Genomic DNA, 26470 nt, shown 5'->3' with positions numbered 1-26470 from the left:
AGTGAATTAGTCTTTTCGCTCACGCTCAAAGCCTCGCTTCTTCCTTTGTCAGAAGCTTAGTTTCTTTCTTACGAAAGAAATAGTTCCTGTAAAAGAAGTATATCGCATTACTTTTAATTATTTATTTAGGTCAAGCCCTCGACTTATTAGTATTAGTCAGCTGAACATGTTACCATGCTTACACCTCTAACCTATCAACCTGGTGGTCTTCCAGGAGTCTTACTAACTTGTGTTAAAAACACGCATTATGGGAAATCTCATCTCAGGGTGGGCTTCACGCTTAGATGCTTTCAGCGTTTATCCCTTCCAAACATAGCTACCCAGCGATGCCACTGGCGTGACAACTGGTGCACCAGAGGTTTGTCCATCCCGGTCCTCTCGTACTAAGGACAGCTCCCTTCAAATTTCCTACGCCCGCGACGGATAGGGACCGAACTGTCTCACGACGTTCTGAACCCAGCTCGCGTGCCGCTTTAATGGGCGAACAGCCCAACCCTTGGGACCTACTTCAGCCCCAGGATGCGACGAGCCGACATCGAGGTGCCAAACCTCCCCGTCGATGTGGACTCTTGGGGGAGATCAGCCTGTTATCCCCGAGGTAGCTTTTATCCGTTGAGCGATGGCCCTCCCACGAGGTACCACCGGATCACTAAGCCCGACTTTCGTCCCTGCTCCACTTGTAAGTGTCGCAGTCAGGCTCCCTTCTGCCTTTGCACTCTTCGCGCGATTTCCAACCGCGCTGAGGGAACCTTTGGGCGCCTCCGTTACTTTTTTGGAGGCGACCGCCCCAGTCAAACTGCCCACCTAACAATGTCCTGTGACCAGATTCATGGCCTCCAGTTAGAACCTCAGTACTGTCAGGGTGGTATCCCAAGGATGACTCCACACAGGCTGACGCCCATGTTTCTCAGTCTCCCACCTATCCTGTACAGACAATACCGAAATTCAATGCTAAGCTACAGTAAAGCTCTACGGGGTCTTTCCGTCCAATCGCGGGTAGCAAGCATCTTCACTTGCACTACAATTTCGCCGGATGTGTTGTTGAGACAGTGCCCAAATCATTACGCCATTCGTGCGGGTCGGAACTTACCCGACAAGGAATTTCGCTACCTTAGGACCGTTATAGTTACGGCCGCCGTTTACTGGGGCTTAAGTTCATAGCCTCGCTTGCGCTAACTAATCCCCTTAACCTTCCAGCACCGGGCAGGCGTCAGCCCCTATACATCAGCTTTCGCTTTAGCAGAGACCTGTGTTTTTGCTAAACAGTTGCTTGGGCCTATTCTCTGCGACCTACTTTCGTAGGCACCCCTTCTCCCGAAGTTACGGGGTCAATTTGCCGAGTTCCTTAACAACAATTCTTCCGATGGTCTTAGGATTCTCTCCTCACCTACCTGTGTCGGTTTGCGGTACGGGCACCAATATCCTCGATAGAGACTTTTCTTGGCAGCGTGGAATCAGATACTTCAGGAATAAATTCCCTTCCCCATCACATCTCAGCGTTAAGAGCAAACGGATTTGCCTGCTTGCTCCGCCTAAATGCTTAGACACACATCCAATAGTGTGCACATCTTATCCTCCTGCGTCATCCCATTTCTAATAACGTCCATTGGTGGTATCGGAATATCAACCGATTGTCCATCACCTACGCCTTTCGGCCTCGGCTTAGGTCCCGACTAACCCTGAGAGGACGAGCCTTCCTCAGGAAACCTTAGGTTTTCGACCGTTAAGATTCTCACTTAACTCTCGCTACTCATGCCAACATTCTCACTTCTGTACCGTCCACCACTCCTTACGGTATGACTTCAGCCAGTACAGAAAGCTCCTCTACCGCGTACACAATTGTGTACACCCATAGCTTCGGTGGTAAGTTTTAGCCCCGGACATCTTCGGCGCAGGATCTCTTGACTAGTGAGCTATTACGCACTCTTTAAATGAGTGGCTGCTTCTGAGCCAACATCCTAGTTGTCTTAGAAATCCCACATCCTTTTCCACTTAACTTACACTTTGGGACCTTAGCTGATGGTCTGGGCTGTTTCCCTTTTGACTACGGATCTTATCATTCGCAGTCTGACTGCCGAAATAAAAGTATATGGCATTCGGAGTTTGATAGGGTTCAGTAACTGTTGTCAGCCCCTAGCCCATTCAGTGCTCTACCTCCATTACTCAATTAATCGACGCTAGCCCTAAAGCTATTTCGAGGAGAACCAGCTATCTCCGAGTTCGATTGGAATTTCTCCGCTATCCACAGCTCATCCCATGGTTTTTCAACACCAACGTGGTTCGGACCTCCACGGAATTTTACTTCCGCTTCATCCTGGCCATGGATAGGTCACCCGGTTTCGGGTCTACGACATGCAACTATGCGCCCTATTCAGACTTGGTTTCCCTTCGGCTCCGTACCTTAAGTACTTAACCTTGCTACATATCGTAACTCGTTGGCTCGTTCTACAAAAAGCACGCCGTCACACATATAAAGTGCTTCGACCGGTTGTAGGCACACGGTTTCAGGTTCTATTTCACTCCCCTTCCGGGGTTCTTTTCACCTTTCCCTCACGGTACTTCTTCACTATCGGTCACTAGGTAGTATTTAGCCTTGGGAGGTGGTCCTCCCAGCTTCCCACAAGGTTTCACGTGTCTCGTGGTACTCTGGATTAGATCTGACTGTTTTTCCTTTTCATTTACAGGCCTATTACCTTCTGCGGAGCAGCTTTCCAGCTATCTTCAATTAAGGAATTGCAGTATTTATGATCTATCCTCAACCCCCAGGTCAAAGACCTGGGTTTGGGCTCTTTCCCTTTCGCTCGCCGCTACTTAGGAAATCGATATTTCTTTCTCTTCCTCCGGGTACTTAGATGTTTCAGTTCCCCGGGTCTACCTCTGCATACCTATTTATTCAGTATGCAGTACATAGTTGTTACTATGTGGGTTCCCCCATTCGGAAATCTTTGGATCACAGGCTATTTGCGCCTACCCAAAGCTTATCGCAGCTTAACGCGTCCTTCTTCGGCTCCTAGTGCCAAGGCATTCGCCATGCGCCCTTTGTAGCTTGACCTTGATTCTGTCTATTTACATAGACGATTATATTAATTTTGCGAAATTGTATTAAATCAATTTATAAACTACTCGCGTAGCTTTAATTTTTTTAAAACAACTTTTTTCACTGTGCAATTTTCAAAGAACATTTTAGAAAAACTATTCATTATCTAACTCCTAAGAGTTAGATAAAATTAGTCTCTCAAAATTAAACAGAGAACTAGGTACGATTAATTACAATAGATATTTTTGAAGAACAAATTAATATTCTTCTATTGCATCGACCGAAGTCAATACATCTACTCCCTAGAAAGGAGGTGATCCAGCCGCAGGTTCTCCTACGGCTACCTTGTTACGACTTCACCCCAATCATCAATCCCACCTTCGGCCGCTGGCTCCTTACGGTTACCTCACGGACTTCGGGTGTTACCAACTCTCATGGTGTGACGGGCGGTGTGTACAAGGCCCGGGAACGTATTCACCGCGACATGCTGATTCGCGATTACTAGCAACTCCGGCTTCATGTAGGCGAGTTGCAGCCTACAATCCGAACTGGGATGAGTTTTTGAGTTTGGCTCCACCTTGCGGTCTTGCATCTCTTTGTACTCACCATTGTAGCACGTGTGTAGCCCTAGACATAAGGGGCATGATGATTTGACGTCATCCCCACCTTCCTCCCGGTTAACCCGGGCAGTCTCACTAGAGTGCTCAACTTAATGGTAGCAACTAATGATAAGGGTTGCGCTCGTTGCGGGACTTAACCCAACATCTCACGACACGAGCTGACGACAACCATGCACCACCTGTCACCCTGTCCCGAAGGACTTCGCCCATCTCTGGGTTATGCAGGGGATGTCAAGTCTAGGTAAGGTTCTTCGCGTTGCTTCGAATTAAACCACATGCTCCGCTGCTTGTGCGGGCCCCCGTCAATTCCTTTGAGTTTTAATCTTGCGATCGTACTCCCCAGGCGGAATACTTAATGTGTTAACGGCGGCACCGAGGTTCGACCCCCGACACCTAGTATTCATCGTTTACGGCGTGGACTACCAGGGTATCTAATCCTGTTTGCTCCCCACGCTTTCATGCCTCAGCGTCAGTTACAGTCCAGTAAGTCGCCTTCGCCACTGGTGTTCTTCCTAATCTCTACGCATTTCACCGCTACACTAGGAATTCCACTTACCTCTCCTGCACTCTAGACACCCAGTTTCAAATGCAGCACCCAAGTTAAGCTCGGGTATTTCACATCTGACTTAAATGTCCGCCTACGCATCCTTTACGCCCAGTAAATCCGGACAACGCTTGCCACCTACGTATTACCGCGGCTGCTGGCACGTAGTTAGCCGTGGCTTCCTCCTCTGGTACCGTCATTATCGTCCCAGAAGACAGAACTTTACAACCCGAAGGCCTTCATCATTCACGCGGCGTTGCTGCGTCAGGGTTTCCCCCATTGCGCAATATTCCCCACTGCTGCCTCCCGTAGGAGTCTGGACCGTGTCTCAGTTCCAATGTGGCCGATCACCCTCTCAGGTCGGCTACGCATCGTCGCCTTGGTGAGCCGTTACCTCACCAACTAGCTAATGCGCCGCGGGTCCATCTCAAAGTGGAATTTTCTAAAAGAAAAATCCTTTGATGTTTCGATCATGCGACCAAAACATATTATGCGGTATTAATCTCCCTTTCGGGAGGCTATTCCCCTCTTTGAGGCAGGTTACCCACGTGTTACTCACCCGTCCGCCGCTAATCAACGTCTCCCGAAGGAGACGAATCATCGCTCGACTTGCATGTGTTAGGCACGCCGCCAGCGTTCGTCCTGAGCCAGGATCAAACTCTCAATTTAAAAGTTTACACTTTTTTAGTTGAAATGATTAATCTGCGACAACTGTTAAGTTGATTCGCAAGCTCATTACATACTTTTAGTCTTACGACTAAATTTTACTTTATACTAAAGTAATTAACTGGTTTAACGAAATATTATTTCGCTATCTTTACCTATTTCTCTGTTTAATTTTCAAAGACCAATTTGTTTCGTCATCATGTGACGACTTCTACTATATTACTAGGTATTTCTTGTTTTGTCAACATTTTTTTAATTTGTTTTCATTTGAAAACATACTAAATAGTTATCAACAGTTAGCTTATCGTGCCACTCGTTTGTGACGACAAGGAGTATTCTATCACATAAATAAGAGCATAATTTCACAACATAGCTACTCTAGCTAGATTACATTCATATTTCTACATATTAGTCTAAATAATTCAATGTTTCGCATCCTGATACACATGGCTAATTATTATCAACATAGAAACATTTTTTTGAGAAACTGTCGTCAAATAACAAAAGTCTCCCCCTATTAAGTATACAACCTTAATTTTTGGCTATATTTAATAATATTGCGAAATAAAAAATATAGGAGGAAAAAATGTTTAATAAGAACGATAAGATAAGAAATAAAACATTTAAAACTGTATGCAATCGGGCTGATGCATTAGCAGTACGTTGTAAAATACTTGTAGATACAGACACAGTAACAAATTATTTAATTAATATTGAGGATTATGCTGGAGGAATTACTGTATTGTTAGATAAAGATGGAAACCCTATGTTTTCACAAGTGAAGTTGTAACGTTTTTATAAAGATACAAACCTACTTATAATGTTTACTAATTTCAGTAATTAATTTACCCCAAAACTTAGACTCCTTTTTAATTGTTTTTACTATTTTTTTCGGATTAGCTTTTCCACTATACAATACTTTTACAACTAATAATGTATATATCAACTTCATATAAATCACTCCTTACAGTTATTTATATTCTTTTAAGCCTTTGAAAAGTATAATGATTTACCAAAACCCACGTTCCCTAGAGTTTTTCACATATTCAATTAAGGATTCCCCTAAAGTATCAGATTGGTGGATCCTTAATATCTGGAACTGATTTCAATAGACAGTTTTTATTTACTAATTATCTCAAATCTATTATAAATCCTCTCTAAACGAATCCTTATTACTAAATAATTAACTGATACTTTTTTATCGAACATATAGTATTTAATTCTACATATATTATTAAAACCACTCTTATGTTTCTATAGATGTCTAGCACTGTTAAAATTAGAAAGTGGTATAATAAAAATAATCAAGACAACGTTTACACTGTCTTGATGTTAAAGGAGGAGCAATTATGAAAACAGAATTAGTAGAAGATTTACTTACTCTCAAGGTTGATATGGTAGCAACCTTAGCAACCGCAATTTTATTATTACTATTAGGTTACTGGCTTATAAAAAAGGTATCTTTTTTTAGAAAGTTTTGTATTCCTGCCCCTGTAATTGGAGGGTTACTATTTTCAATACTTGCCCTCGTTTTAAAACAGAGCGGTCTAATAACAATTAGTATGGATACAACTTTTCAATCTCCTTTTATGATAGCTTTCTTTACGACTATTGGACTTGGCGCAAGTTTTAAATTACTTAAAAAAGGTGGAAAATGTTTAATTATCTACTGGCTGCTATGTGGATTCCTTGCTATTTCACAGAATGTTATAGGCATTGTATTTGCAAAGATTACTGGAATTCACCCTATGTTTGGTATTATGGCAGGTTCAGTTTCAATGGAAGGTGGGCATGGTGCAGCAGCCGCTTTTGGAAAAACTGCAGAGGCTATGGGTATTCCAGGATCTACTACCGTAGCTATAGCTGCCGCCACTGGTGGTCTTATATCTGGTGGTCTTATCGGGGGCCCCATTGCAAAGCATTTAATAGACAAATACAAATTAAAACCTAGTACATCAGATAACTATGACGTAAAATCCTTTGAAAATGTAGTAAGCGATACAGGAAATACAAAAATCACAACGAATATGGTTATGGCTCATATGGCAATAATAACTGTTTGTATGACAATCGGGTCTATTGCCAGCGGATGGTTTTCAACAGCTACAGGCCTTTCTTTACCTGGATATGTAGGCGCTATGTTTGTATCTGTAGCTTTTAGAAATATAAATGATAAAATACACATCGCTAAACTTGATTATTACACCATAGATTTAATGGGCAACGTGTCCCTTGGAATTTTCCTCTCAATGGCATTAATGACATTGAAGTTATGGGAACTTGTAGGACTTGCAGGACCATTATTAATAATAGTTACTGCACAAGTAATATTTATGATATTATATACAGTATTTGTTGTATTTAAATTCCTTGGAAAAGATTTTGATGCAGCCGTTATGGCAGCTGGTATGGCAGGTCATGGCCTTGGCGCTACTCCAAATGCTATAGCTAATATGGGAGCTGTTACTGAAAAATATGGTCCATCTCCAAAGGCATTTTTAATAGTTCCATTAGTCGGAGCATTTCTAATTGACCTCATAGGCATCCCAACTATTGTATTTTTCATGAATTTTTTTAAATAAAACTCCATATAGAAAATATTATTACGATGCCAAGACTTCCAAAAGTACTTACAGCAAGAATTTAATCAAAAATAACCTTTTCCATTGTTAATAGTGATGTTAAGTTTAACATCACTATTAACTAACCCTTAACCCGATAAAATCCCTAATCTTAGTACTTTACTATACATTCCTGTTAAGTGTTTAATTAAATTTTACAATGGCCTAATTAAATTTAATTTATTATAGAAGGTATTTGGAAATATTTGGAGAATACTTTCTATATATAATATAGGAGGCGTGTACAATGATCTATGATGCATTTAAAATTGCTAAACATTTAAATATCAGTAAAGTAACGGCTTACGCTAAGATGAAATTACCTGAAGTAAAACCTTTTTTAATATCCCACAATGGTAAAACATGTGTAGAAGAAAAAGGCTTAGAGGCAATTAAACAAGCTCTAAAATATAATCACTCTTCAGAAGCAGAATCAGAAGTTGCAGTTACAGTGGTGAATCTATTAAAAGAAGATATGATCGAAATACTTAAAAGTAATATCGAATTTATTAAACAACAATTAGATGTTAAAGACGGTCAACTCTATGATATTAATAAATTATTAGAAAATACACAGGTCCTGTTTAAACAAGAACAAGAGAAAAATAAAATCGTATTGTCATTACCCGAAACCATTAAGGAACACGATATTCAATTGGTTAATAATCTAACTCAAAGTCTTGAAAGACAACGATCTAAAGCAGTAGCCGACGAAATTCTCCACAGGAAAAAAGGAATTTTCCAAAGATTGTTTGATAAATAAGAAATAGCTGTAGTAAAATTAATTTTTACTACAGCTATTTCTTTATTTTCATATCCCTCGTTAAATCCAAGTATATCACTGCTTGTTTATAATTTTATCTAATCCTTATTCAATGAATTAACAGCTTTTTCAAGTTGTAGCATAGCTTTCTCAAGTATTGAACGTGGACACGCTATATTTACACGCATATATCCAGAAAGACTACGACAGAAATCATTGCCAGCATTAAGTCCTAGACCCGCCTTATTTATCATAAATTCTTTCAGTTCATCATTTCCCAATTCTAGTTTACGACAGTCAAGCCAAACCAGATAAGTACTTTCAGGTCTGCTAGGTTTAATTTTTGGTATGTTGTTTTTACAAAACTCTACTATGAAATCAATATTCCCCTCAATATATGGAATTAACTGTGTAAGCCACTCTTGACCATACCTATAAGCTGCTTCTACCGCTACAAGACTAAAGCAATTATTGCGATGGATATCCATACCTCTCCAAAAAACATCAAACGTCTCTTTAACTTCAGCATTGGGAAAAATCACTACAGAAGCCTGTAGTCCTGCCAAGTTGAAAGTTTTTGTACATGAAGTACAGGTGATGGTTTTACTAGAAACCTCCTTTGATATACTAGCAGTAGGAACGTGTTTATTATCCCATAATATCAAATCTGAGTGTATCTCATCTGAAACAATCATTACATTGTATCGTAGGCATAGTCCAGTAATATGTTCTAGTTCCTCTCGGCTCCACACTCTGCCTACCGGATTGTGTGGGCTACACATAATAAATAACTTTGGTTTCTGTTTTAATTTTTCTTCGAAGTCCTCAAAATCTATTGAACAGACTCCATCTTGTTCTAATAATTGATTTTCAATTACCACTCTTCCCCAAGATTCTATTACGTCATAAAATTCTGGATAGACTGGAGTCTGTATCAAAATTTTATCTTCTTTATTAGAAAATTCTCTGACAATAACCGATAGAGATGGGACAACACCGGGGCTGAAACTAATTAAATCTTTATTAACTATCCAATTATTTTGAGTCTTTTCCCAATCACAAAAAGCTTCATAATAGGAGTCAGGGCGAGATGTATATCCATAGATTCCTTGCTTCGCTCTTTTGATGATGGCATCATTAATTGGCTTAGCTACCTCGAATTCCATATCTGCTATCCATAATGGTATTACATTAGAAGTTCCAAATTTTTTTTCTCTTTCATCGTATTTTGCAGCAAAGTTGTTACTACGGTCAAGTATTTCATCAAAATTATACTTCATAATTTACACCCTTCTTATATTTATTTGTGCAAGAAATACTTGCTATAACATAATTACAGCAAAAATGATGCCAATTTTCTGATTGATCTTTTGCAGTGGTTTTTAAATAAGTATCTATTATATATAAAGCTTTTATTGAAAAAATTGTTTTTTAACAAATTAAATGGTTAAAGTTATACAACTTTAACCATTTAAATAAAAAATAATGTCTACTTCTCTTAAATTGCAATCAATAATTACATCATTCTCATTTACACCAATAATTCATTCATCCCTAATTTCTGAATTATGTTGAAAAAAAGCATAAATCTCATTTATTGGCATAAAATTTGCTAGTTACCATTATAGCAAGCTTGATATAAAAAATGAAAGGATAAAAACTATGATTACAAAAATGGAATTATTAAGTTGCTAATGCAAGGAGCAATTGTACACTTATATTAAGCGTACATAATGGAATAGGTATCACACCTATTTTCAATATTTATTCAAAATTATTTTCGTCAAAGTAAACGATACCGTACTTGTAAATCGTGATTAATCAACAATGTCATTATTTGTCCACAGATTGTATAACAGGTAATTGCTCATTATCAATTATAAAAAGGCGTAAAGTCAAGGATTGTTTGAAATGTCTTTTAATTTCTTAACAATACCAACCAATGAAAAGGAGATATTAACATGATCACAAAAAAACAAAGTACATGGAAAAACTATCGTTTCCCAATTATTTTAATGCTATCTATTATAATAGGTAGTATCATTGGCATTATTTTCGGTGAAAAAGCAACAGTACTTAAGCCATTTGGTGATGTATTTCTTAACTTAATGTTCACTGTTGTAACCCCTCTAGTATTTGTTACCATAGCTGGTGCAGTAGGAAATATGGTCAATATGAAAAGACTTGGAAAAATTATAAGTAACATGTTTTTAACATTTGTTACTACGGGACTTATTGCTGGCGTTATAGTTATTGCTGTTGTCAAATTTTTCACCTGCTGCTGGCGTTAACCTAACATTTGAATCTGCTAAAGCGTTGGAATCAGTCAATCTTTCTGATCAAATTGTTAAGACACTAACTGTAACTGATTTTGGTGGCTTATTTTCTCGCTCTAATATGATGCCTCTTATTATATTCTCTATTTTCTTTGGTTTATGTGTTAGTTCCCTTGGCGCTGAAAACAACATTATAGCTAAGGGGTTAGACGCTATGTCCAAAGTTATGATGAAGTTTATTAGCATTATTATGTTGTACGCTCCAATTGGTTTAGGTGCTTATTTTGCAAGCCTCATTGGCGAATTTGGTCCTCAGCTCTTGGGAGCTTATGCAAGGGCTATGATTATATATTATCCACTATGTATTTTATATTTTTTTGTTGCATTTTCTGGATATTCATATTTTGCTGGTGGTACTCAGGGTATAAAAATTTTCTTCAAAAACATCTTAGAACCATCAATTACATCTCTTGCAACACAAAGCTCTATTGCAACTCTACCTGTTAACCTAAAGGCTACTAATAATATGGGAGTTCCAAAGGATATCCGTGAAATTGTATTGCCAATTGGTGCGACCATGCATATGGACGGTACTGTTATTTCTTCGATATTAAAAATTTCATTTTTATTTGGAATATTCGGACAAGGATTCTCTGGAATTGGAACCTATATTGCTGCACTAGCCATTTCAGTTATGGGCGGCGTAGTTATGTCGGGTGTTCCAGGTGGTGGACTTATCGGTGAAATGTTGATTGTAAACTTATTTGGGTTTCCGCCAGAAGCGTTTCCAATTATTGCAACTCTTGGTTTCCTTGTAGATCCTGCTGCAACGTGGATAAACTGCACTGGTGACGCTGTAACATCTATGATAGTTACTAGATTGGTAGAAGGTAAAGACTGGATGAAGAAGAATGTTCAATCTTTATCATCTTCTATCAAAGGCTAATGATTTATAGATGTTAACTCTATATTATAGGTTGAATGCTCTCCCCTTAAATAACTGATTTAGTCCTATAAATTCTTAATAATATAGAAAAGGTTCAATAACATTGGCATGGTTATTGCTTGTAATATAAGTGTATTTGCAAATACGAGTTACAATTAAAACTTACATCGGATGATTTTTAGCATCTAATACTTTATGTACAATAAATCTTAAACTGTAAACTTTAATAATAGTAAGTATTCACCTAATAGTACTATACTAGGATTAGAACTTGCATTATTAGGTTTACTTGTATATTATTATTGTAAGATAAAAGCTAAAAAGACTTTCAAAATTAAAATATAGTTTCATAAAGAAGGAGATTAATTATGATAAAAGAAATTATTTCAACTAAAAAAGCACCTGCAGCAATTGGACCATATTCACAGGCAATTAAGGTAGGAAATTTATTATTTACATCTGGTCAACTACCATTTGTACCAGAAACCGGAGAACTTATAAGTGGCGACGTAAGAAAAGCTACAGAAAGATCTATTGAAAATTTAAAAGCAATATTAGAAGAAGCAGGATCATCTCTTGATAAAGTCGTAAAAACGGTAATTTTTCTTAGAGATATGAATGATTTTGCAATAGTAAATGAAGTATACGAAAGCTATTTTACTTCAAATCAACCAGCACGTTCATGTGTCCAGGTGGCAAAACTACCTAAAGATGGAATACTTGAAATAGAAGCTGTAGCATTTGTATAAAAAAGGAGGAGTAATCAATGATTAAAATTCCTGAAAAAATAACGTTTGCAAACTTACCCACACGAATAGAAAAACTAGAAAGACTTTCTCAAAAACTGGGCGGACCTAATATCTATATAAAAAGAGATGATCAAACAGGAACCGAAGTATCTGGTAATAAAATAAGGAAACTTGAATTTTCTATAAAGGAAGCCCTTGATCAAAAATGTGATGTACTTATTACCTGCGGAGGAATCCAATCTAATCATTGTAGATCTACGGCAGCAGTCGCTGCAAGACTTGGAATGAAATCAGTCCTTGTTTTAAGAGGGGACTCAGAAACAGAATCAGATGGTAATTTATTTATAGATAAGCTTTTGGGAGCTGAGATTCGTTTTGTTACTCCAGAAGAATATAAAAATAATAAAGCTGGAATTATGGAACAAATCAAAGCGCAATTAGAGGCAACGGGCTGTAAACCTTATATTATACCAGAAGGTGCTTCTAATGGGATTGGTGGATTTGGATACTATAATGCCATGAAGGAAATTATTTGCCAGGAAAAAGTGCTAGGTGTACATTTTGATAAAATTGTACTAGCCGTAGGATCTGGTGGAACCCATTCCGGACTGTTTCTAGCAAGCAAAACACTAGAGTATAATGGTGAAATCTATGGCGTCAACGTTTGTGATGACGCTGAACACTTCAAAAATGAGATTTATAAAATAGCTCATGAAAGTATGCAATACATCGATGTGAATTTACATATTTCTAAAGATGAAATTCATATTATAGATGGATATGTAGGAAGAGGATATGCTCTTAGCAGAGCAGAAGAGCTTCAATTTATCCACGACTTTGCAAAACTAGAGGGAATTATTTTAGATCCTGTGTATACCGGTAAAGCAATGTATGGATTAGTACAAGAAATTAAAAAGGGAACCTTTAAAAACTGCGAAAATATTCTATTTATTCATACCGGCGGAGCATTTGGATTGTTCCCACAAAAAGATCTATTTGAATTTTAAAAATAATAGACTTATATAAAAAGTTCACAAAAAGGTATAGCAAAATTTTGCTATGCCTTTTCTGATAAAAGCACTACTTTACCTCCTACGAGATATGGGCAGCAGTCTAATATCACTTCTGACAATACTGCATTGGAAGGATTATCTTCGTCATATTCAGCAAAGTCTGTAAATCAGGCGACATCCACTTGTCTTTGTGGTAAATTACTTGAGTCAAGAATTCAAAATAAGGTCCACACCATTTCAATTCAACAAGCTCACCTTTTGATAGTTCTTCTTCAACTGTAATTTTAGGCAGAAGTATAATTCCTAAACCGCCGATTGCAAGCTGTTTCATAGATTGGATACTACCGATTTCCATAATTGATTGGGGAGTCAAACCACAATCGCTAAGTATTTTCATCAGCGTCTTCCGATAGCTACAGCCTTCTTCTGCTAAAATAAGGGTATAGTCAACGATGTTTTCGGGATATACACTAATGGACTTTGCAATAGGATGGTTAGGTCCTGCGAGTAATACTAAAGGTTCGGGTATTGCCAATTCAACAATGAAATCTGAACTTGTTATCATACGCTCCAAGCAAAAGGCCACATCAATCTGGTTATCCAGTAAAAGTTCTTGATACTCCGTAGATTTGATAGTTTTTAATATGATTTCAATGTCGGGAAACTTATAATGGAACTTTTTGAGAAGGTTATCTATCCGTGTTGTGCATAACGACTCCCATGCTCCTATCGTCACAACTCCTTTTCTAGCAGGATAATCTTTTACTGCATCTTTTGCCTCTTCACACAGATTAACGATTTGTCTTGCATAAACAAGAAATTTTTCACCCTCATGGGTAAGCGAAATATTCTTCCTAATACGTTCAAATAGACGAACTCCTAGGTCACTCTCTAGCAACTGTATCTGAGATGTGACAGTAGGCTGAGTATATCCAAGCGTATACGCTGCTCGAGTAAAACTATTAAGATCCGCTACAGTAATGAATGTATTAAGTTGGCGAATTTCCATGTTATTATCCTTTCTTCATCCATAAATTTTTTATATGATTATGATTTATTATATCAATTTTTCTTTTTGAAGTCTATGAGTTATTATTAACTTAAACACATACCATATTATGAATATAGGAGGATTTAATTATTATGATGAACGCAGTAGTAAAATGGCTTGGAGACGGAGCGGCATTTGAATGTACAACTCGAGAGGGAGCAAAATTCGTGCTGGCTGGTCCAGCAGAAATGAATAACGGAAAAGTTTTAGGTCCAAAGCCAATTGAAATACTTCTTCATGCGGTTGCAGCATGTACAAGTGTAGATATAGTTACAACACTTAAGGCTAGAGGGGCTCAAATTTCAGAATACGAAGTGATTGTGAATGGAGAAAGAGGAGCAGTGGCTCCAAAGCCTATCGAAAAAATTGATCTTTCATATAATATAAAAGGAAAAGGTATGACCCCTGAAATGATAGAAGATGCGCTTAAAACTACCTTTGAGGTTGAGAGTGGTGTTGCAAATACTTATAAATCAGATATCACTTGGTCTTTTAATCTCATTGAAGAATAATTTTACATTGCTTTTTAATTAGTTCTTTTCTGTTTTAATTTTCTTTCAAAGTCCTTAAAATCTATTGAATAGACTCCATCTTGTTCTAACACTTGATCTTCAATTATTAGAACAAGATTCTATTACTTCAAAATTTACACCCTTCTTATATTTATTTATGCAAGAAATATTTGCTATAACATAAATACAACAAATATGGTGCCAATTTAATGAAAAATAATGTCTATTTAAGTTGAGATTGCAGTTTGTTGAAAACCTTTATGCCTCGGTCATTTATTTTACTACCACCTCTACCTCGCGACATTTTAATTAAACCTAAATTATTTAAATCGTTTAAAATACCCCGAACTTCTTGTTGGGTTAGGTAGCGTCCTGTTTTTTCTGCTTGCTCAGAAATTGATAATCTACCCATGGAAATTCGTTGAACAAATCCCACATGCAATCTGTCTAGTACAAAAAAATAATCATCTAATTGATTACCTGCTAATTGCTCCAAAAGTTTAGTATCTAGATTAGTGCTAGTATCAGACTTACATTTTAATATTGACATAGCATTATTGTAGAACCCAGGTGGTAAATCATCGTAATACACTATATCTTTATCTATATAGGTGAGATATTCTACATAGTTGTGTAGTTCACGAATATTTCCATTCCAATTATGAGAGAGCAATGCATTAATTACTTGTGTAGATAGGATGAATTTTCCTCCCAATTTGTGTTTAAAGTAGTCAAACAGCAGCATAATGTCTTCACCGCGCTCTCGCAATGGAGGAAGCTGAATTGGCAAGGTGTTTAGACGAAAGTAGAGGTCATTACGAAAACTCCCGTTAGACACCAGCTCTTCAAGATTTTCATTGGCTGCAGCTATTATTCGTACATCAATACTAATAATTTTATTGCCTCCAATCCGCATAATCTCTCTTTCTTGAATAACACGAAGCAGTTTTATTTGGAGGGCTGGACTCATCCCTTCTACTTCATCTAAAAATATTGTTCCCCTATGAGCATATTCAAAAAGCCCCAATTTCCCTCCCTTTTTAGCACCAGTGAAAGATCCTTCATCGTAACCAAATAGTTCACTTTCTAGCAGATTATCTGGTATTGCTGCGCAGTTTATGGCAATAAAAGGATAGTTATGACGCTCTGATTCGTTATGTACAGCATGTGCAAAAAGTTCCTTCCCCGTTCCGCTCTCACCTGTAATTAAAACAGTAGAATTGGTTCTCGCCATTTTTTTAGCAATGGTACATGCTTTTTTTATTACACCACTCTCCCCAATGATATCATCAAAGGTATATTTAGCTTTATGACCTTTATTAAGTAATTGAAGACGCAAATTATGTTGTTTATACTCTTCTTCAGTAAATTTTTGTATAGTAGCAAAAGAACCGAGATATTCATCTCCACGTATTACAGGAGTAACGGTTACAGTAATATCCACACCACTCACTCTAATCAAACGATTATTTATCTTTTTTCGCGTACTCCTACACTCCTCAAAAGGTAAAAACGATAAAATTAACGCAGCAGGATGATCGATGGATTGTTCTTTCGTAACACCTGTAATTTCTAGTGCTCTTGAATTACAAGCAAAAATAATATCATCCTCATTCACACCAATAATACCTTCATCCATGATTTCCATCAAAATTTCAAATTGACTTTCCATTTGAAGAGATCTTCCAAACAGTTGATCAAAGCTATAATTATTGACAGCTAAAGAACGAAAATATTCCTTGAATTTTTCCCTCTCTAATAGGTAATCAAATTTTAGCCTCAGGGCTATTTCCACCATAGTGGTTGAATCTAGCACACGCTGCCCAAGGTCGATAATAGTCTTTATATCTTTTGGTACATAACGTAATTCACCTGGTGTTACCGACAGCTCGAACCCACTAACCAGCTTTGCTCCAGGATAATATGGAGTAAACTCTATGTGATTGATGCCTAGTTGGCTGAGTCTAGTTATAGCCTCGCGCACCATTTTTTCACTGAGATTTACAAATAAAGCTTTACTTCCATTTGGAATACTCCTTAAAATATCAAGAGATTTGTTAGTAAAGGCCACTGCAATTTCTACTTTAGGGACATCAATGGGAATGCATTCCTGAAAATCCGTAATGTTTTCAAAAGCATCGGTTGAAACTACAAATAAATCAGCTTCCTTTATTTCTTTAACCGATCCATTTAATACATTATAAGCACACGTGGTTACTAACTCACCAAAAAGCTCTTTAATCTGATTTTCGTAAAATTTTGCAGCCATATAATCCAACGCTACAACAGCTATTCTTTTTTTTATAGGACTCACCCTCTTAAGTTTTAATTATTATAATGTTAATTCTTTTAAAAAAACATGTCAAGGATAGTCTCTAATTAATAAATTGTATTTTAAAGAAATTATTGACACCCCTCTGTGTCTACCGTATAATAACAGTAGACAAGGAGGTCATATGTTTGAATATTCTTATATCATCCCTTTCTCAAACGCCCATATATGAGCAAATACAAAATCAAATAAAAGAAATGGTACTCAGCGGAAAGCTAAAATCCAAGGAGCAATTGCCGTCAATAAGGCTTATGGCAAAAGATTTGAAGGTAGGAATCATAACAGTAAAACGTGCTTATGAAGAACTTGGAAAAGAGGGTATTGTCATCAATTTACAAGGACGAGGATGCTTTGTGGCAGAGATTGACCGAAAGAAAATTAAGTCAATACACATTGACATGCTTCATGAACAACTTCTTGAAATTAAAGAATTTACAGACGCTTGTGGCATATCCCCTGAGGAAATGCTTAAAGTTATAAATGAAATATACGGAGGTAGTAAAAATGACTAATAAGGCTTTGGAAATCAAAAACTTAAATGGAAATATAGGAGATTTCTCTTTGGATGATATAAGGTTTTCAATTGAAAAAGGAACTATCATGGGGTTTATAGGAAAGAATGGCTCAGGAAAAACCACCCTTATTAAAACAATACTTAATATGATTCCAAAAACTTCGGGACAAGTATTCTTCGATGGTACTCCTATGTTTGGAAATGAAGAAACAGTTAAAGCAAAAATAGGAGTTGTCTTTGACAGTCTAATTTATCCTCTTAACCTCAAACCTATTAAAATTAAAAAAATGATATCACCCTTTTATAAAACCTTTGATGATAAAAAATTTGACGAACTTATGAAGCACTTTGAACTTAATCCAAGTAAAAAGCTTAAAGCATATTCAAAAGGTATGCAGATGAAATTCGGAGTTGTAATGGCACTATGTCATAATCCAGATTTAATCATACTTGACGAACCCACAGCAGGCCTTGACCCAATCGCAAGAGCTGACGTAATTGATTTACTCTTAGAACTTATGCAAAATGAGCAAAGATCCATACTATTTTCAACTCATATTACAAGTGATCTTGAAAAAATTGCAGATTATATAACAATGATTGATAATGGTAAAATTGTTTTTTCTAAGGGGAAAGATGAAATGCTTGATACCTATCTCCTTGCACATATTGAGAGAGAATCTATGACAGATGAAATTAAATCTGGACTTATAGGCATAAAGGAAACGACCTTCGGATATGAGGGATTATGCAACAAAAATCTAAAACTTCAAAATTTTGAAGGGGTTAAAACCGCCAGACCTACAATTGAGGACATTATGGTTTATATGGGTGCAAAAAAATGAAGATGACTAGGAACTACCCCTTAGCAAATTATAGAAAGTTTTACAAGGAGATGGAACAATGTTAAAGAAGTTGTTGAATTATCAGACGCTTTTAAGTTATTCATCGGGGATTGCTAGTACGGAAAACTCTTTAAAATCGAGTTTCTTCACTGTATTTATTTACGTGTTATTTATGTTTACTTTATCATTAATATTAGACGCTGGAGGATTGGTATTTTGCCCCATATTTTTTACTTTGCATGCAGTTTATTACACTATAAATTCACAAAACAAATTATTTGAGATTGTACCAGTTCCAAAATTGTATTCCATTATAAATATTTATTTATTTGTTCTTGTAAAAAATCTCTGTTTTACTGTTGGAATTACCTTAGGACTAATACTAACTGGACTTTCACCACAGTCGACCGACGTTTTGGATATGATTTCATTAGCAAATAATTGGAAAGCTGTATTAGTAACAAGCTGCATATCTACTATAATAGCAAGTGTCTTATTACCCATATTTTTTATAAGGCTTAATCCTCTTAGAAAAGCCCTTACAATATCGATAGTTACACTTGTCACAATAGTACTTCTATTATTCGAAAATGCATTGCCCGTTTCGACTGAATTTGGTACATTGCATTTTTTAGAAAGCATTGCAACAATGCCTCGTTACAATGAATTTTTATCAATATTAGTCTGTGTCTGCGTAGTAATAATCCCTATTTCAATGTTAATATCCTACAAACTCTATAAAGGAAAGAGGTGCTTAGTATGTTAAAAAAACTTATTGCATATCAAAAGCTATTGCTAAATTCATATCCTCCAATTGATATTAACTCGCTAAACCCTTTAAATGTATTACTTTATGTTTTTGCTTTTGCTGTAATAATTTTCATGAATATATCTATATTTTTCGGAAATACTGCAATTTTCAATTCTTTTTTACCTTGTAATTTGCCTATAATAATTGTATGGATGATTAATGGGATATTTCATGGTAATCACAAACTTTTTGAAACTGTTCCTGTAAGCCGGAAATATACACTGCTAAATATATTTTTGCTACCAATAGTTATGATATTTATAATGTACATCCTATTCTATATTTCTGGTGCTGTGTTACTCGGTAGTATATTTGGATTTACATACCTTACGGATTCCCAAGGTTTTAGTAACGCTCCTCCAGACTCTGCTATAAATCAAGTAATAGACACAACAAAAGGAGATCTATTAATGTTATGCATATTAGTAATAATTGTTTTTGTGGGAGTTGCAATTATTTTTATAAAAAGCAGAAAAATTAGGCTCTTAAGCTTTGCCGGGTTTGCTACTATCGGTTATGGACTTTTAGCTTTTCTAAAATCTTCTATGCCGCTATCATCATCCACTGGCGAAGTAGAATTTTTCGAAAGTTTTTCTATAATGCCTCAAGGAAATACAATTCTTGCTTGTGTAGCTATTGCTACAGTTATAATAAGCATTGTCTCGGTTTTCATAGGATATAATCTTTATGTAGGTAAACCCACTGCTATCAACGACTAATAGTTTTCATTAACAAAAGATAGACATGCGACTTCTCTCATGTCTATCTTTTTATCTACTACGCTCTTAACCATTCAGCAGGTTTTTTTTTGAATCTAGTAATTTGATTTGGCATCAGTTATAGGCGAAAATAAAAGCCCAGCATTTAGTCAATTATCACTAAATGCTGGGCTTGTACCTTTTCTTAGACTTTATTTACTCATTGCTTCTTCAACTGCAACCGCAACTGCAACTGAAGCTCCAACCATAGGGTTGTTACCCATTCCGATAAGTCCCATCATTTCAACGTGAGCTGGTACTGATGAAGAACCTGCAAATTGTGCATCTGAATGCATTCTTCCCATAGTATCAGTCATTCCGTATGAAGCAGGACCTGCTCCCATATTATCTGGGTGAAGAGTTCTTCCAGTACCACCACCTGATGCAACTGAGAAGTATTTCTTACCTTCTGCGCAACATTCTTTTTTGTAAGTACCAGCAACTGGATGTTGGAATCTTGTTGGATTTGTAGAGTTTCCTGTAATTGAAACGTCTACTCCCTCAGAATGCATTATTGAAACGCCTTCGCGTACATCATCTGCTCCGTAACATCTTACTTTAGCTTTTTCTCCATCAGAATAAGCTGTTTCTTTAACTACTGTTAATTTACTAGTATAGTAATCAAATTTAGTTTGAACATAAGTAAATCCATTAATTCTTGAAATTATATAAGCAGCATCTTTTCCAAGACCATTAAGTATTACTTTTAAAGGTTCTGTTCTTACTTTGTTTGCAGCTCTTGCAAGGCCAATTGCACCTTCAGCAGCAGCAAATGATTCATGTCCAGCTAAAAATGCGAAGCATTTAGTTTCTTCGCGTAGAAGCATAGCTGCTAAGTTACCATGTCCAATTCCAACTTTTCTGTCATCAGCAACAGAACCAGGTATACAAAATGATTGAAGACCTTCTCCTATATATACTGCTGCATCAGCTGCCTTAGTACAACCATTTTTAATTGCTATAGAAGCACCTACTGCATATGCCCAGCAAGCATTTTCAAATGCTATAGGTTGAATTCCTTTAACTATACCAAAAACATCGATACCTTTTTCTTCGCAAATTGTTCTTGCTTCTTCTAGTGAGTTTATACCGTGCTTACTTAACACAGGTAATATTTGATCTATTCTTCTTTCATAACTTTCAAATAAAGCCATTTAATTATTCCTCCTTCTTATATTATTTGTTTCTTGGGTCGATTACTGTTGTTGCTTCTGCAAATCTACCATAACTTCCAGTAGCTTTTTCCATAGCTTCATTAGCATCCATACCTGTTTTGATCATTTCCATCATTTTTCCAAGTTGAACAAATTTATAACCTATTATCTCGTTATTTTTATCTAATGCAATATTAGTAACATAACCTTCAGCCATTTCTAAATATCTTGGGCCCTTAGCAAGTGTTCCATACATTGTACCAACTTGACTTCTAAGACCTTTACCTAAGTCTTCAAGTCCAGCTCCTATAGGTAGTCCACCTTCTGAAAATGCTGTTTGAGTTCTTCCGTAAACAATTTGAAGGAATAACTCTCTCATAGCTGTATTTATTGCATCACACACTAAATCTGTGTTTAACGCTTCTAAAATAGTTTTTCCTGGAAGTATTTCTGATGCCATTGCAGCTGAGTGAGTACTACCAGAGCATCCTATTACCTCAACTAATGCTTCTTGTATTATACCCTCTTTTACATTTAAAGTAAGCTTACATGCACCCTGTTGAGGAGCACACCAGCCAATTCCGTGTGTTAAACCTGAGATATCTTTAATTTCTTTACTTTGTACCCATTTTCCTTCTTCAGGAATTGGTGCTGATCCATGATTAGGTCCTTTTGCAACACACATCATTTCTGAAACTTCTGTTGAATAAATCATAATATTATCTCCTTCCATATGTATATGGTAATTTAATACGCTTTATAATCAGTGGGCATTAAAACGTCCCACTGGGTCAATAATTGAAATATGTCTTCGATTCTATTTTAACAAAGAAAACCTAACTTATCAATAGTATTTTATTAGTTTTTATATGCTTCTCTTAATATCTTAATTTCCTGCGCATGACCAGCTAATTCATTTGGTGTTTCTAAATAGAATGGTAAGTGACGTAACTTGGGGTGATTAATAATTCTACTAATCGCTTCTATTCCAATTGAACCTTCTCCAATTTTTTCATGTCTGTCTTTATGACTTTCAAATGGATTTTTACTATCATTTAAGTGAATTGCATAAAGCTTATCAAGTCCAATAATTCTATCAAATTCATCTATTACGCCATCTAAATCATTAACGATATCATAACCAGCATCATATATATGGCAAGTATCAAGACATACACCCATTTTGCCTGAAAGAGTAACACCATCAAGAATTTGTTTTAATTCTTCAAACGTTCGGCCTACTTCTGTTCCTTTACCAGCCATTGTTTCAAGAAGTACTGTGGTGGTTTGATCTGGTTTCAATATAGTGTTAAGCATATTTATAATATATTCTATTCCCTTCTCAACACCCTGTTTTATATGGCTACCCGGATGAAAGTTATAAAAACTATTCGGGAAGTATTCCATTCTAGATAAATCATCTTCCATAATCATCACTGCAAATTCTCTTGTTTTTTCATCAGCAGAACAAGCATTAAGTGTGTATGGCGCATGCGCTAAGATTGTCGCAAATTTATTTTCTTTTAATATTTCTAATAAAGCTTCTACATCACTCGGATCAATTTCTTTTGCTTTACTACCTCTAGGATTACGAGTAAAAAACTGAAATGTATTTGCCCCTATGCTAAGAGCATCTTTCCCCATGGCTTTATACCCTTTTGATACTGATAAATGACAACCTATATTTAACATGATTATCCCTCCAATAAAAAATTATATTCTTATTTTATATTAAACTTTTCCCATTTGTTGAAATTACTTCTTTATACCAATCAAAGCTTTTTTTCTTATATCTTTCTAATGTACCTGTTCCATCATCATTACGATCAACATAGATAAATCCATAACGCTTTCTGAGTTCTGCAGTTGTTGCACTAACAAGATCAATACATCCCCATGAAGTATACCCCATTATATCGACTCCGTCGTCGATTGCCTCCGCTACTTGAACCAAATGATCATTTAAATACTTAATTCTGTAATCGTCAATTACTGTTTTGTTTCCATTTTCATCAATTATTAATTTATCAATAGCACCTAACCCATTTTCAACAATGAATAAAGGTTTTTGATAACGGTCATAAAAAAGATTAAGTATGTAACGTAATCCTTGTGGATCTATCTGCCACCCCCAATCTGAAGCCTTAAGATATGGGTTATGTACACCTGAAATAATGTTTCCTGTTCCCATTTCTCTCTTTTTAGGGTCTGCTGTTGCACAAGAACTCATATAATAGCTAAATGAGATAAAATCCACTGTATTTTTAAGTACCTCAGTGTCTCCTGGCTCCATATGTATTTTAATATTGTTATCTTTAAAGTATCTATCCATATATTTAGGATATGCTCCCCTTGCGTGAACATCTGCGAAATATAAATTTTCTCTATCCTGTTTCATTGCTTCAATTACATCGCTTGGATGAGGCGTTAATGGATAATTTGGTACACCAAGAATCATACATCCAAATTTCGCTCCTGGTATCATTTCATGCCCAATCTTAACTGCCATTGCACTTGCTACTAATTCATGATGAATCGCCTGATATAAATCTTGCTTTGTTAATTTTTCTTTATCCGTAAATATACCACCGCTCATATATGGTGCATTTAATACTGAATTAATTTCGTTAAAATACCTTTTCGTGCAATATCTTGTGTTGATAACCCTTTGCCATCTTCATTGTACGCACCTTCACATTGGTTAGCTGCTACTGCTCCGCCCCATAGAAATCCTTTTGGAAAGCTCTTCGTCATTTTAAATCGCTCCTTTTAAATTTTAAAATTTATCTTACAAGTTATATCCGTTAGCTTTGTTGTTATTTATTAAATTCAATTTTGTGGATATCTTCTTACATTAGTGTACCCACACCTTATACATTATATATAACAATGAAAATTATTTATACCCTCGAAATAATATAAAAGAGCTTCGATAAAATTTTAATTTATCAAAGCTCTTTTATTTTTTTGAGTATTTTCATACTATTCTACAATAATTAGGTCCTTTGTATAATGGTTTAATACCTCACAACCATCTTGCGTAACTATTACTAAATCCTCTATACGAACACCCACGTCACCCGGAAGATAAATGCCTGGCTCAATGGAGAAAATTTGCCCTGGCTGAACTTTATCAGTATTAGCAGAGGAAACATCACCGAAATCATGAACTTCTATTCCTATTGAATGCCCTAATCTATGAGTAAAATATTTTCCATATCCTTTCTCCGAGATATAGTCTCTAGCTGCAGCATCAATATCACAAAATCTAACGCCTGCTTTAACTTTTTCAATTCCCCTTTTATTTGCTTCTTTAACAATATTATAAACTTCTCTACTATGATCTGATACACTTTTATAGAAAACAGTTCTAGTCATGTCTGAGCAGTATGAATTCATCTTACATCCGATATCAATAACTACGCTGTCCCCTTCTTTAACCATTGTTCCATCTAATTCATGATGAGGATCAGCAGCATTTGCGCCATAACCTATAATTGGATCAAATGAATGCCCTTCAGTACCCATTTCTTCCCATATATCGCCAAGCAACTTTCCCATTTTCTTTTCTGAATATTTTTTAGGGATAAGCTTTATCATTTTATCCACAGCGATATCATTTAATTTTGAAGCTTCTCTCATTAGATCTTTTTCACCTTCGTCCTTACACATCCTTACTCTGTCAAGAATTTCAGATCCATTAACAAATGTACTGCCACCTTTAAGCTTCATTAACTTTATTAAGAAATGAGCTGGCCAATTTTTATCTATACCCATAGGCTTATCTTTATCAATGTTTCTTGCAATAATTTCTACTGGACTCTGAGTATCGTTAAACCATATCTTTTCTACCCCTAAATCTTCACTTATAGGGAATAACTCATTTATAAATAATTTGTTATGTCCATCTAAGTTAATATAGAGTACAAGCATTCTTTCTCCTGATAAAATCCACTTCCCCGTAAGATAGAATATAGCCGCTGGGTCAGAAACTATCATTTGAGGTGTTTTCTTTAGAGCCATGATCTTTAGAACCTTATTAAGTCTTTCTTGTAACATTAAAAATCCCCTCCTAAAATATTATTGAATTATGTTAGGATAATTTCAAATTAATCTTAATTTCACCATTTACCAAGCAATAGGCTATATCTTCTTCAACCTTTATATATACATCTAAGGTTTTAAGTTCTGTAATTTTGTGAGATTTTACCCATTCTTCATAAACTTTTTCTAGTATTGTTTTTTTGGAAACCTCTTTTCCCTTATATTGAACATAGAATCCAACATCAATTCTCTTAGCTATTGTTTTTTTAGCTGTTTTTTTTGTAGCAGTAGTTGCCCTTCTAGCTTTTGACTTAACATTTTTAGCAATATCCTTCACCACATTAATAGTCTTATCAACATTTTCTTTTGTAACATCAGAAACTATTGTTATTGCCTCTTCTGCTGTTGATTCACCAGCTTCTTTAGCCGAAGTTAACGTATTCTCTTTTATCATGTCATGTACCTCCCATTTTAAAACAATTTTTATCCTTAATACTTATATTCTATATTTTTAGGAAAAACCCTTTTTTTAGGTGACTGTCAGTTACCCATATAGGATAATTATAACTTAATATTAATTATGTACTTTATTATATCATAAATCGCAATTAAATTCTATTTTTTGTTATTATATACATAATTATACTATGAATATAGGAATGACATTACTTCTGTATGATAAATAAGTCCTCTGAATATTTTATGATAAAATTAAAGTATTCGTCAAATTTTTATTTTAAAGATTTACTACAATTTATATTCACACTTAATAAAATGCGGAATATATTAAAGTACAGCTACAACTTCATTCATTTAACGACCTTTCAAAAGCAGTCCATCACTTATTTATGGTGGCATTAACACCAAAGCAACTTCATTACTTAAGTTTAAGTGTAAAATTTCTTCTTAAGTTGCTAATCTAGCTACCTACGTTGATTTTTAAACTTTTACTTATTAAAAATAAGGAGGTTATTTATATGAGTCATAGACATAAAAATTGTTGTTGTTGCTGTGAACCTGTTAGTTGTTGTAAGCCTGTTAGTTGTTGTAAACCTGCTTGCTGCTGTGATAATAACTTTGGAAGTGGCTTTGGAAGTGGCTTTGGCTGCGGAAATGGCAGTATCTTGATAATTCTTTTACTATTAGGCTGTGGTGGTATTGGTGGCCGTGGCGGCTTCGGCGGCTTTGGTGGCTTTGGTTGTTAATTTAATAAA

21 protein-coding genes, 2 rRNA genes and 2 pseudogenes are annotated in these 26470 nt (G+C 35.8%); 12 read left to right on the top strand and 13 right to left on the bottom strand.

The genetic code is table 11. From position 1 onward, the window contains the following. Window positions 1-126: 126 nt before the first annotated feature. Together ACWJJT_RS15895 and ACWJJT_RS15890 are read right to left on the bottom strand one after the other, a co-directional pair. A 23S ribosomal RNA gene (locus ACWJJT_RS15895) occupies window positions 127-3052 on the bottom strand. Window positions 3053-3343: 291 nt separating this feature from the next. Then, window positions 3344-4870: ribosomal RNA gene (locus ACWJJT_RS15890) — 16S ribosomal RNA — on the bottom strand. The 16S and 23S rRNA genes sit together here, the layout of an rRNA operon. A gap of 583 nt (window positions 4871-5453) precedes the next feature. Between ACWJJT_RS15890 and ACWJJT_RS15885 the strand changes: the two genes are divergently transcribed. Further along, window positions 5454-5657 carry a DUF6440 family protein gene (locus tag ACWJJT_RS15885; protein WP_216303238.1) on the top strand — a complete coding sequence of 68 codons (204 nt, stop codon included), beginning with the start codon at window positions 5454-5456 and terminating at the stop codon, window positions 5655-5657. Window positions 5658-5678: 21 nt separating this feature from the next. On the opposite strand, the gene ACWJJT_RS15880 is transcribed toward ACWJJT_RS15885, so the two are convergent. Beyond that, entirely contained in the window at window positions 5679-5819 is a 141-nt protein-coding gene (locus ACWJJT_RS15880; RefSeq protein ID WP_462952831.1) for a hypothetical protein, read from the bottom strand. Between the two features lie 397 nt (window positions 5820-6216). Here ACWJJT_RS15880 and gltS point away from each other — a divergent pair, with 397 nt between their 5' ends. Continuing rightward, complete coding sequence (gene gltS, locus ACWJJT_RS15875; protein ID WP_462955381.1) at window positions 6217-7449, top strand: sodium/glutamate symporter; 1233 nt, start codon at window positions 6217-6219, stop codon at window positions 7447-7449. A 286-nt stretch (window positions 7450-7735) separates the two neighbouring features. Further along, the gene (locus ACWJJT_RS15870; RefSeq protein ID WP_462955380.1) at window positions 7736-8251 is read left to right on the top strand and encodes a hypothetical protein; all 516 of its coding nucleotides are present in this window, start codon (window positions 7736-7738) and stop codon (window positions 8249-8251) included. A 98-nt stretch (window positions 8252-8349) separates the two neighbouring features. On the opposite strand, the gene ACWJJT_RS15865 is transcribed toward ACWJJT_RS15870, so the two are convergent. Continuing rightward, a complete protein-coding gene (locus ACWJJT_RS15865) occupies window positions 8350-9531 on the bottom strand; it encodes a MalY/PatB family protein (protein WP_462955379.1) in 1182 nt (393 codons plus the stop codon). A 681-nt stretch (window positions 9532-10212) separates the two neighbouring features. On the opposite strand from ACWJJT_RS15865, the pseudogene ACWJJT_RS15860 reads away from it, so the two are divergent. From ACWJJT_RS15860 to ACWJJT_RS15850, 3 genes and pseudogenes are all read left to right on the top strand, one after another. Further along, window positions 10213-11473, top strand: a pseudogene (locus ACWJJT_RS15860) (dicarboxylate/amino acid:cation symporter). A 368-nt stretch (window positions 11474-11841) separates the two neighbouring features. Continuing rightward, the gene (locus ACWJJT_RS15855) at window positions 11842-12222 is read left to right on the top strand and encodes a RidA family protein (protein WP_216303244.1); all 381 of its coding nucleotides are present in this window, start codon (window positions 11842-11844) and stop codon (window positions 12220-12222) included. 17 nt (window positions 12223-12239) lie between these two features. Then, a complete protein-coding gene (locus tag ACWJJT_RS15850; RefSeq protein ID WP_462955378.1) occupies window positions 12240-13229 on the top strand; it encodes a D-cysteine desulfhydrase family protein in 990 nt (329 codons plus the stop codon). A gap of 112 nt (window positions 13230-13341) precedes the next feature. On the opposite strand, the gene ACWJJT_RS15845 is transcribed toward ACWJJT_RS15850, so the two are convergent. After that, window positions 13342-14244, bottom strand: a complete 903-nt coding sequence (locus tag ACWJJT_RS15845; RefSeq protein WP_462955377.1) for a LysR family transcriptional regulator — start codon at window positions 14242-14244, stop codon at window positions 13342-13344. A gap of 134 nt (window positions 14245-14378) precedes the next feature. Here ACWJJT_RS15845 and ACWJJT_RS15840 point away from each other — a divergent pair, with 134 nt between their 5' ends. Continuing rightward, window positions 14379-14798, top strand: a complete 420-nt coding sequence (locus ACWJJT_RS15840; RefSeq protein WP_462952826.1) for an OsmC family protein — start codon at window positions 14379-14381, stop codon at window positions 14796-14798. A gap of 223 nt (window positions 14799-15021) precedes the next feature. Here ACWJJT_RS15840 and ACWJJT_RS15835 read toward each other — a convergent pair whose 3' ends face one another. Then, window positions 15022-17067: a sigma-54 interaction domain-containing protein gene (locus ACWJJT_RS15835; protein ID WP_462955376.1), complete on the bottom strand. Its 2046-nt coding sequence runs from the start codon at window positions 17065-17067 to the stop codon at window positions 15022-15024. Window positions 17068-17258: 191 nt separating this feature from the next. Between ACWJJT_RS15835 and ACWJJT_RS15830 the strand changes: the two genes are divergently transcribed. Genes ACWJJT_RS15830 through ACWJJT_RS15815 form a run of 4 tightly spaced genes read left to right on the top strand, consistent with a single transcriptional unit; the run spans window position 17259 to window position 20019 of the window. Further along, window positions 17259-17642 (top strand): GntR family transcriptional regulator, encoded by a 384-nt coding sequence (locus ACWJJT_RS15830; protein ID WP_216303246.1) that lies wholly within the window; start codon window positions 17259-17261, stop codon window positions 17640-17642. Then, a complete protein-coding gene (locus ACWJJT_RS15825) occupies window positions 17635-18489 on the top strand; it encodes an ABC transporter ATP-binding protein (RefSeq protein WP_462955375.1) in 855 nt (284 codons plus the stop codon). The genes ACWJJT_RS15830 and ACWJJT_RS15825 overlap by 8 nt, the downstream gene beginning before the upstream one ends. Window positions 18490-18547: 58 nt before the next feature. Then, window positions 18548-19255 (top strand): ABC-2 transporter permease, encoded by a 708-nt coding sequence (locus ACWJJT_RS15820; protein ID WP_462955374.1) that lies wholly within the window; start codon window positions 18548-18550, stop codon window positions 19253-19255. Continuing rightward, window positions 19249-20019, top strand: a complete 771-nt coding sequence (locus ACWJJT_RS15815; protein WP_462955373.1) for a hypothetical protein — start codon at window positions 19249-19251, stop codon at window positions 20017-20019. The genes ACWJJT_RS15820 and ACWJJT_RS15815 overlap by 7 nt, the downstream gene beginning before the upstream one ends. Before the next feature lie 191 nt (window positions 20020-20210). Here the strand turns inward: ACWJJT_RS15815 and ACWJJT_RS15810 are convergent, their stop codons facing one another. The 7 genes and pseudogenes from ACWJJT_RS15810 to ACWJJT_RS15780 all read right to left on the bottom strand — a co-directional run bounded on the left by ACWJJT_RS15810 (window position 20211) and on the right by ACWJJT_RS15780 (window position 25710). Further along, window positions 20211-21212: a GGGtGRT protein gene (locus ACWJJT_RS15810; RefSeq protein ID WP_216303250.1), complete on the bottom strand. Its 1002-nt coding sequence runs from the start codon at window positions 21210-21212 to the stop codon at window positions 20211-20213. A gap of 22 nt (window positions 21213-21234) precedes the next feature. Continuing rightward, the gene (locus ACWJJT_RS15805) at window positions 21235-21927 is read right to left on the bottom strand and encodes an iron-sulfur cluster assembly scaffold protein (RefSeq protein ID WP_216303251.1); all 693 of its coding nucleotides are present in this window, start codon (window positions 21925-21927) and stop codon (window positions 21235-21237) included. A 143-nt stretch (window positions 21928-22070) separates the two neighbouring features. Continuing rightward, window positions 22071-22904 carry a deoxyribonuclease IV gene (locus ACWJJT_RS15800; protein WP_462955372.1) on the bottom strand — a complete coding sequence of 278 codons (834 nt, stop codon included), beginning with the start codon at window positions 22902-22904 and terminating at the stop codon, window positions 22071-22073. A gap of 34 nt (window positions 22905-22938) precedes the next feature. Then, a pseudogene (locus ACWJJT_RS15795) lies at window positions 22939-23880 on the bottom strand (family 1 glycosylhydrolase); the annotation flags it as partial. Then, window positions 23820-23966, bottom strand: coding sequence for a family 1 glycosylhydrolase (locus ACWJJT_RS15790; protein WP_462955371.1), 147 nt, complete (start codon window positions 23964-23966; stop codon window positions 23820-23822). The gene ACWJJT_RS15790 and the pseudogene ACWJJT_RS15795, both read right to left, overlap by 61 nt. Before the next feature lie 228 nt (window positions 23967-24194). Further along, a complete protein-coding gene (locus ACWJJT_RS15785) occupies window positions 24195-25271 on the bottom strand; it encodes a M24 family metallopeptidase (protein ID WP_462955370.1) in 1077 nt (358 codons plus the stop codon). A 34-nt stretch (window positions 25272-25305) separates the two neighbouring features. Continuing rightward, window positions 25306-25710, bottom strand: coding sequence for a DUF6465 family protein (locus ACWJJT_RS15780; protein ID WP_462955369.1), 405 nt, complete (start codon window positions 25708-25710; stop codon window positions 25306-25308). 523 nt (window positions 25711-26233) lie between these two features. Here ACWJJT_RS15780 and ACWJJT_RS15775 point away from each other — a divergent pair. Further along, window positions 26234-26461, top strand: coding sequence for a ground-like protein (locus ACWJJT_RS15775; protein WP_216303255.1), 228 nt, complete (start codon window positions 26234-26236; stop codon window positions 26459-26461). The last annotated feature ends 9 nt before the right edge of the window (window positions 26462-26470 follow it).

Source organism: Clostridium sp. CM041, from assembly GCF_055081035.1.
Note: the sequence above shows the minus strand (reverse complement) of the source record. Positions and strands in the feature narration are given on the sequence as shown.